Consider the following 6,176-nt stretch of genomic DNA (forward strand, 5'->3'; position numbering starts at 1 on the left):
CGAACCCGAACACCCGTACCCGAACCCGAACCCGGAAGGCCCGCCCCTTGTCCTCCTCCCCGTGGAAGAACCGCTTCGACGCCTCGCTCATGCGCACGATGGGCATGCCGCTCCGCTCCCTGGTGCGTGGCGAGGGCGCCTGGGTGTGGGACGACGAGGGCAACCGCTATCTCGACTTCCTCGCCGGCATCGCGGTGAACTCGCTCGGTCACGCGCATCCGGTGTTCGTCGAGGCCGTCAGTCGGCAAGCAGCCACCCTCGCCCACGTGTCGAACTACTTCTCCACGCCGCCCCAGCTCGAGCTGGCCGAGCGGCTCAAGCGCATCACGGGGGCGGGGGATGCGGGTCGGGCGTACTTCTGCAATTCCGGCGCCGAGGCCAACGAGGCCGCGTTCAAGCTCGCCCGCCTCAACTCGGGCCCCACCCGCCGCCGCATCGTGGCGCTCGAGAACGCCTTCCACGGCCGCACCATGGGGGCCCTCGCGCTCACCGGCAAGCCCGCCATGCGGGAGCCGTTCGAGCCGATGCCCGGGGGAGTGGAGCACATCCCGAGCACCATCGAGGCCCTCGAGGCCACCATCGACGACTCGGTGGCGGCACTCTTCCTCGAACCCGTCAAGGGCGAGGCCGGAGTGATCGACCTCCCGGCGGGATATCTCCGCCGGGCCCGCGAGCTCACCGAGCAGCACGGGGTGTTGCTGATCGTCGACGAGATCCAGACCGGCGTCGGCCGCACCGGCGCCTGGTTCGCCTACATGAACGCCGGCATCGTTCCGGATGCCGTCACCATCGCCAAGGGCATGGCCGGTGGCTTCCCGATCGGCTCGCTCGTCACCTTCGGCTGGGCCTCCGAGCTCTTCACCCGCGGCCAGCACGGCAGCACCTTCGGCGGCAACCCGCTGGCCACAGCCACCGCCAACGCGGTGCTGGCCCACATCGAGGAGTCGGGGCTGATCGAGAACGCTCTGCACCGCGGTGAGCAGGTGCGCACCGTCATCCGCGAGATCGACTCCCCGCTCGTGCACGAGGTGCGCGGTCAGGGGCTCCTCGTCGGGGTCGGCCTCGGCGAGCCCGTCGCCCAGAAGGTGTCGGATGCGGCGCTGGCCGCCGGCCTCATCGTCAACGCGCCGAACGACTCGAGCCTGCGCATCGCGCCTCCGCTCATCATCGGCGACGACGAGGTGCGTGAGTTCGGCAACCGGATGCGCACGGCCTTCGCCACGGTCGACGCCGACTGAGCGGCCCCGGCGCGCGCGCCCACGCGCTCCCGCTATCCTGATCCTTTCGACCACCGATCACCCACCACGATCCACCGAGGCGAGCATGACCAGGCACTTCCTTCGCGACGACGACATCACCCCGGCCGAGCAGGCCCAGATCCTCGACCTCGCCGGGCGACTGAAGACCGACCGTTTCCAGGCGCGCCCGCTCGAGGGCCCGCAGACGGTGGCCGTCATCTTCGACAAGTCCTCCACCAGAACCCGCGTCTCGTTCGCGGTGGGCATCGCCGATCTCGGCGGGGTACCGCTGATCATCTCCACCGCCTCGAGCCAGCTCGGCGGCAAGGAGACGGCCAGCGACACCGCCCGGGTGCTCGAACGCCAGGTGGCCGCGATCGTGTGGCGCACCTACGCGCAGTCCGGGCTCGAGGAGATGGCTGCGGGCACCACCGTGCCGGTCGTCAACGCACTGTCCGACGATTTCCACCCCTGTCAGCTGCTGGCCGACTTCCTCACCATCCGCGAGCACCGCGGCGAGCTGAAGGGCCTCACGGTCACCTTCTTCGGCGACGGGGCGAGCAACATGGCGCAGTCCTACCTCCTCGCCGGAGCCACGGCGGGCATGCACGTGCGGATCGCCTGCCCCGCCGAGTACGCGCCGAACCCGCAGGTGGTGGCCGATGCCGAGCGCCGCGCCGCGGAGACGGGCGGATCGGTGGCCGTCGTCACCGATCCGGCCGCCGCCGCCGAGGGCACCGACGTCATGGTCACCGACACCTGGGTGTCGATGGGCAAAGAAGACGAGAAGGCCCGCCGGGTGAAGACCTTCGGCGGGTACCAGGTCGACCAGGCCCTGATGGCGCGGGCGAAGGATGACGCGCTCTTCCTGCACTGCCTGCCGGCCGATCGCGGCTACGAGGTGGCGGCCGACGTCATCGACGGCCCGCAGAGCGTCATCTGGGACGAGGCGGAGAACCGGCTGCACGCGCAGAAGGCACTGCTGGTCTGGCTGTTCGAGCAGAACGCGGCCGAGTCGGCCGCCTAAGGAGCAACACATGACCGACCACGTCTCCAACCGGGCCGGCGAGGCCGGCTCCCTCTGGGGCGGCCGCTTCGCCGGCGGCCCTGCCCCCGAGCTCGCCGAGCTGAGCCGCTCGACTCACTTCGACTGGCAGCTCGCGCAGTACGACATCGAGGGCTCGAGGGCGCACGCGCGGGCGCTCGCCCGAGCGGGCTACCTCTCGGCCACAGAGCTCGACGGCATGCTCGCCGCGCTCGATCAGCTCGCCGCAGCCGTCGACAGCGGCGAGTTCGCCCCGCTGGCCACCGACGAAGACGTGCACTCCGCGCTCGAGCGTGGCCTGATCGAGTTCTCCGGGGCCGAGCTCGGAGGCAAGCTCCGCGCGGGCCGCAGCCGCAACGACCAGATCGCCACTCTGGTGCGCATGCTGCTGCGCGACCATGCGGCCACCATCCGCCGCCAGCTGGTCGACCTCATCGACGCCACGGCGGCGCAGGCCGACGCGCACTTCGACGCCATCCTCCCCGGCCGCACCCACCTGCAGCACGCCCAGCCCGTGCTGCTCGCCCACCAGCTGCTCGCGCACTGCTGGCCCCTGGTGCGCGACATCGAACGGCTGCGCGACTGGGATGCGCGGGCGAACGCGTCGCCCTACGGCTCCGGCGCTCTCGCCGGCAACACGCTGGGCCTGGATGCCGAGCTCGTCGCGCACGACCTCGGTTTCGCGCACGGCGTCGAGAACTCCATCGACGGCACCGCCTCGCGCGACGTGGTGGCGGAGTTCGCGTACGTCACCACGCAGATCGGCATCGATCTCTCCCGCTTCGCCGAGGAGATCATCATCTGGAACACCAAGGAGTTCGGCTTCGTCACGCTCTCCGACTCGTACTCCACCGGGTCGTCGATCATGCCGCAGAAGAAGAACCCCGACATCGCCGAGCTCGCCCGGGGCAAGGCGGGCCGGCTGATCGGAAACCTCACCGGCCTCCTGGCCACCCTCAAGGGGCTGCCGCTGGCCTACAACCGCGACCTCCAGGAGGACAAGGAGCCGGTCTTCGACTCCATCAAGACCCTCGAGGTGCTGCTGCCGGCCTTCACCGGAATGGTCGCCACCCTCGAATTCCACACCGAGCGGATGGCCGAGCTCGCGCCCCAGGGCTTCTCCCTGGCCACGGATGTCGCGGAGTGGCTGGTGAAGCAGCACCTCACGTTCCGTGACGCGCACGAGATCACCGGCACCCTCGTGAAGTTCGCGGAGGACCACGATCTCGAGCTCGACGAGCTCACCGACGACCAGTTCGCGTCGATCTCCCCGCATCTCACGCCGGGGGTGCGCGAGGTGCTCACCATCGAGGGCTCGGTCGCCAGCCGCGACGGCTCGGGCGGCACCGCCGGGGTTCGGGTGCGCGAGCAGCTCGCCGCCCTCACCGAACGGGTGCGTGTGCTCCTCACGCAGACGACCGCGATCACCGGAGGCGCAGAGTGACCGACCCCACCGGCAAGGCCCCGCGCGACCCCGACGACCCCGGCTTCTGGCGCCGACCCCTTCCGAGCCGGGTGGTCTGGATCATCATCGCCCTGGCGGGTGCGGTGGTCGTCGCCGGCATCGTCGTGAGCCTCGCCCTCGGCGTGCGGCTGTTCTGAGCGGTCGGTGACCGGCGTTCCCGCGTTCGACTTCACGGCGCCGGCCCTCGAGGTGGCACCTCGGCTTCTGGGCGCGGTTCTCGCGCACGACTCGCCCGAGGGTCGAGTGGCCGTGCGCCTCACCGAGGTGGAGGCCTATGCCGGCGAGGGTGTCGACCCCGGCTCGCACGCCTTCCGAGGCCGCACCCCGCGCATCGCATCGATGTATGGCGAGCCCGGTCACCTGTACACGTACTTCACCTACGGGATGCACGTGTGCGCCAACGTCGTGTGCTCCCCGGCGGGAGAGGCGTCGGCCGTGCTGCTGCGCGCGGGGGAGGTGATCGAGGGTCTGGAGCTGGCCCGGCTGCGCCGAAGCACCTCCCGTTCCGACCTCGACCTCGCGCGCGGACCCGCGCTGCTGGTCCGGGCCCTCGGCATCGCGCTCTCCGACGACGGAGCCGCGCTCGACGCCCCGCCGTTCTCGCTGACGCCCCCGCCCGCCCGCGCATCCGGAATCGGCAGGAGCCTGCGCACCGGCGTGGGCGGGGCCGGCGGACTGGCGCCCTTCTCGTGGCGGTTCTTCCTGGCGGGCGACCCGACGGTGTCGCCCTACAAGCGCCACCCCAAGCTGCCCCGATGACACCCCGCTGGTAGGCTCGGATCTCGTGTCAGACCTCGTGAATCCCGCTCTTCTCCTGCCGCAGAACGACACCTCGTTCGACGACATCTGGGATGAGTTGCTCTATCGCGGGCTCGTGCACGTGTCGACGGATGCGGCGGCCCTGAAAGAGCTCCTCGCCGGCCCGCCCGTCACGTTCTACTGCGGATTCGACCCCACCGCGCCGAGCCTGCACCTGGGCAACCTGGTGCAGATCCTCGTGATGCGCAGGTTGCAGCTCGCCGGTCACCGACCGCTCGGGCTCGTGGGCGGATCGACCGGGCTGATCGGAGATCCCCGGCCCACTGCCGAACGCACGCTGAACTCGCGTGACACGGTGGCCGAGTGGGTGGGATACCTGCGCGGTCAGATCGAGCGTTTCCTGAGTTTCGAGGGCGAGAACGCCGCCCGCATGGTGAACAACCTCGACTGGACGGCGCCGCTCTCGGCGATCGACTTCCTGCGCGACATCGGCAAGTACTTCCGGGTCGGAACGATGCTGAAGAAAGACGCGGTGTCGGCCCGCCTGAACTCCGACGCGGGCATCAGCTACACGGAGTTCAGCTACCAGATCCTCCAGGGACTGGACTTCCTGGAGCTCTACCGCAGCTACGGCTGCGTGCTGCAGACCGGCGGGAGCGACCAGTGGGGCAACCTCACCAGCGGCACCGATCTCATCCATCGTGCGGAGGGGGTGAGCGTGCACGCCATCGGCACCCCGCTCATCACGAACTCCGACGGCACCAAGTTCGGCAAGAGCGAGGGGAACGCCATCTGGCTCGACCCGGCGCTCACCAGCCCCTACGCGTTCTACCAGTTCTGGCTCAACACCGACGATGCCGACGTGATCGCCCGGCTCAAGATCTTCACGTTCCTGCCGCGAACCGAACTCGAGCGGCTCACCCAGGCGGTGGCCGACGAGCCGTTCCGCCGCGAGGCGCAGCGCACCCTCGCCTACCTGGTGACGGCGCTCGTGCACGGGCCGGCGGCGACGGATGCGGCCATCGCTGCGGCGGCGGCGCTGTTCGGGCAGGGCGAGCTCGCCGAACTGGATGCGGCCACGTTGGAGTCGGCACTGGCCGAACTGCCGACCGCGCAGGTGACGGGGGAGACCTCGGTCGTCGACGCACTGGTGGCGACCGGACTCGTCTCGGGCACGAGCGAGGCCCGTCGTGCGATCGCCCAGGGGGGCGTGTACCTCAACAACGCCAAGGTCGACGACGCCGAGGCCCGGGTGGCCGAGCACCTGCTCGCCGGTGGTTTCGCGGTGCTGCGCCGGGGCAAGAAGACCCTCGCGGGGCTGTCGCTCGCCGGATGACCGGGGCGCGACACGCCCGGGCTGCATGATGATTTGCCAGCCCCCGGGGCCCCGCGTAATCTTCTAACTCGTCACCCCACAGGTGCGGAAAGCGGAAGAGCTTACCGGCCTCAAGCGGGACATCAGATCTTCACTTTCCGGAAGACCATCCCTTGTGGGGATAGGTACCAAAGATGAAAAGATCGAAACCCCAGCTGCCAGTTATGGTGCTAGGGTAGAGAAGTTGCCTGGAACGGCGGCCTGACGGCCTGGTTTTATGGTGTCCGATCCTTGAGAACTCAACAGCGTGCACAATGTCAAATGCCAAAAACCCCAGACAGCCCTTGTGGTTGT

Annotated in this window: 6 protein-coding genes; all 6 read left to right on the top strand. The window is 69.6% G+C overall.

Annotated features, from left to right (window positions below; translation table 11 throughout):
* The first annotated feature begins 47 nt into the window (after positions 1-47).
* Positions 48-1,238 (top strand): acetylornithine transaminase, encoded by a 1,191-nt coding sequence (locus ACEXOR_RS05630; protein ID WP_374848423.1) that lies wholly within the window; start codon positions 48-50, stop codon positions 1,236-1,238.
* Positions 1,239-1,323: 85 nt separating this feature from the next.
* Positions 1,324-2,265, top strand: coding sequence for an ornithine carbamoyltransferase (gene argF / locus ACEXOR_RS05635; protein WP_374848424.1), 942 nt, complete (start codon positions 1,324-1,326; stop codon positions 2,263-2,265).
* A gap of 10 nt (positions 2,266-2,275) precedes the next feature.
* Complete coding sequence (argH, locus tag ACEXOR_RS05640) at positions 2,276-3,727, top strand: argininosuccinate lyase (RefSeq protein WP_374848425.1); 1,452 nt, start codon at positions 2,276-2,278, stop codon at positions 3,725-3,727.
* Entirely contained in the window at positions 3,724-3,885 is a 162-nt protein-coding gene (locus ACEXOR_RS05645) for a hypothetical protein (protein ID WP_374848426.1), read from the top strand. Before argH ends, ACEXOR_RS05645 begins: the two co-directional genes overlap by 4 nt.
* Before the next feature lie 7 nt (positions 3,886-3,892).
* Entirely contained in the window at positions 3,893-4,507 is a 615-nt protein-coding gene (locus tag ACEXOR_RS05650; RefSeq protein WP_374848427.1) for a DNA-3-methyladenine glycosylase, read from the top strand.
* Positions 4,508-4,532: 25 nt separating this feature from the next.
* Entirely contained in the window at positions 4,533-5,843 is a 1,311-nt protein-coding gene (tyrS, locus tag ACEXOR_RS05655; protein ID WP_374848428.1) for a tyrosine--tRNA ligase, read from the top strand.
* The last annotated feature ends 333 nt before the right edge of the window (positions 5,844-6,176 follow it).

This window comes from Herbiconiux liangxiaofengii (assembly GCF_041927335.1).
Taxonomy (GTDB): Bacteria; Actinomycetota; Actinomycetes; order Actinomycetales; family Microbacteriaceae; genus Herbiconiux; species Herbiconiux liangxiaofengii.

Coding starts and splice junctions, on each gene's coding strand:
- argH (WP_374848425.1), top strand. CDS start 2,276: ATGACCGACCACGTCTCCAACCGGGCCGGCGAGGCCGGCTCCCTCTGG.
- argF (WP_374848424.1), top strand. CDS start 1,324: ATGACCAGGCACTTCCTTCGCGACGACGACATCACCCCGGCCGAGCAG.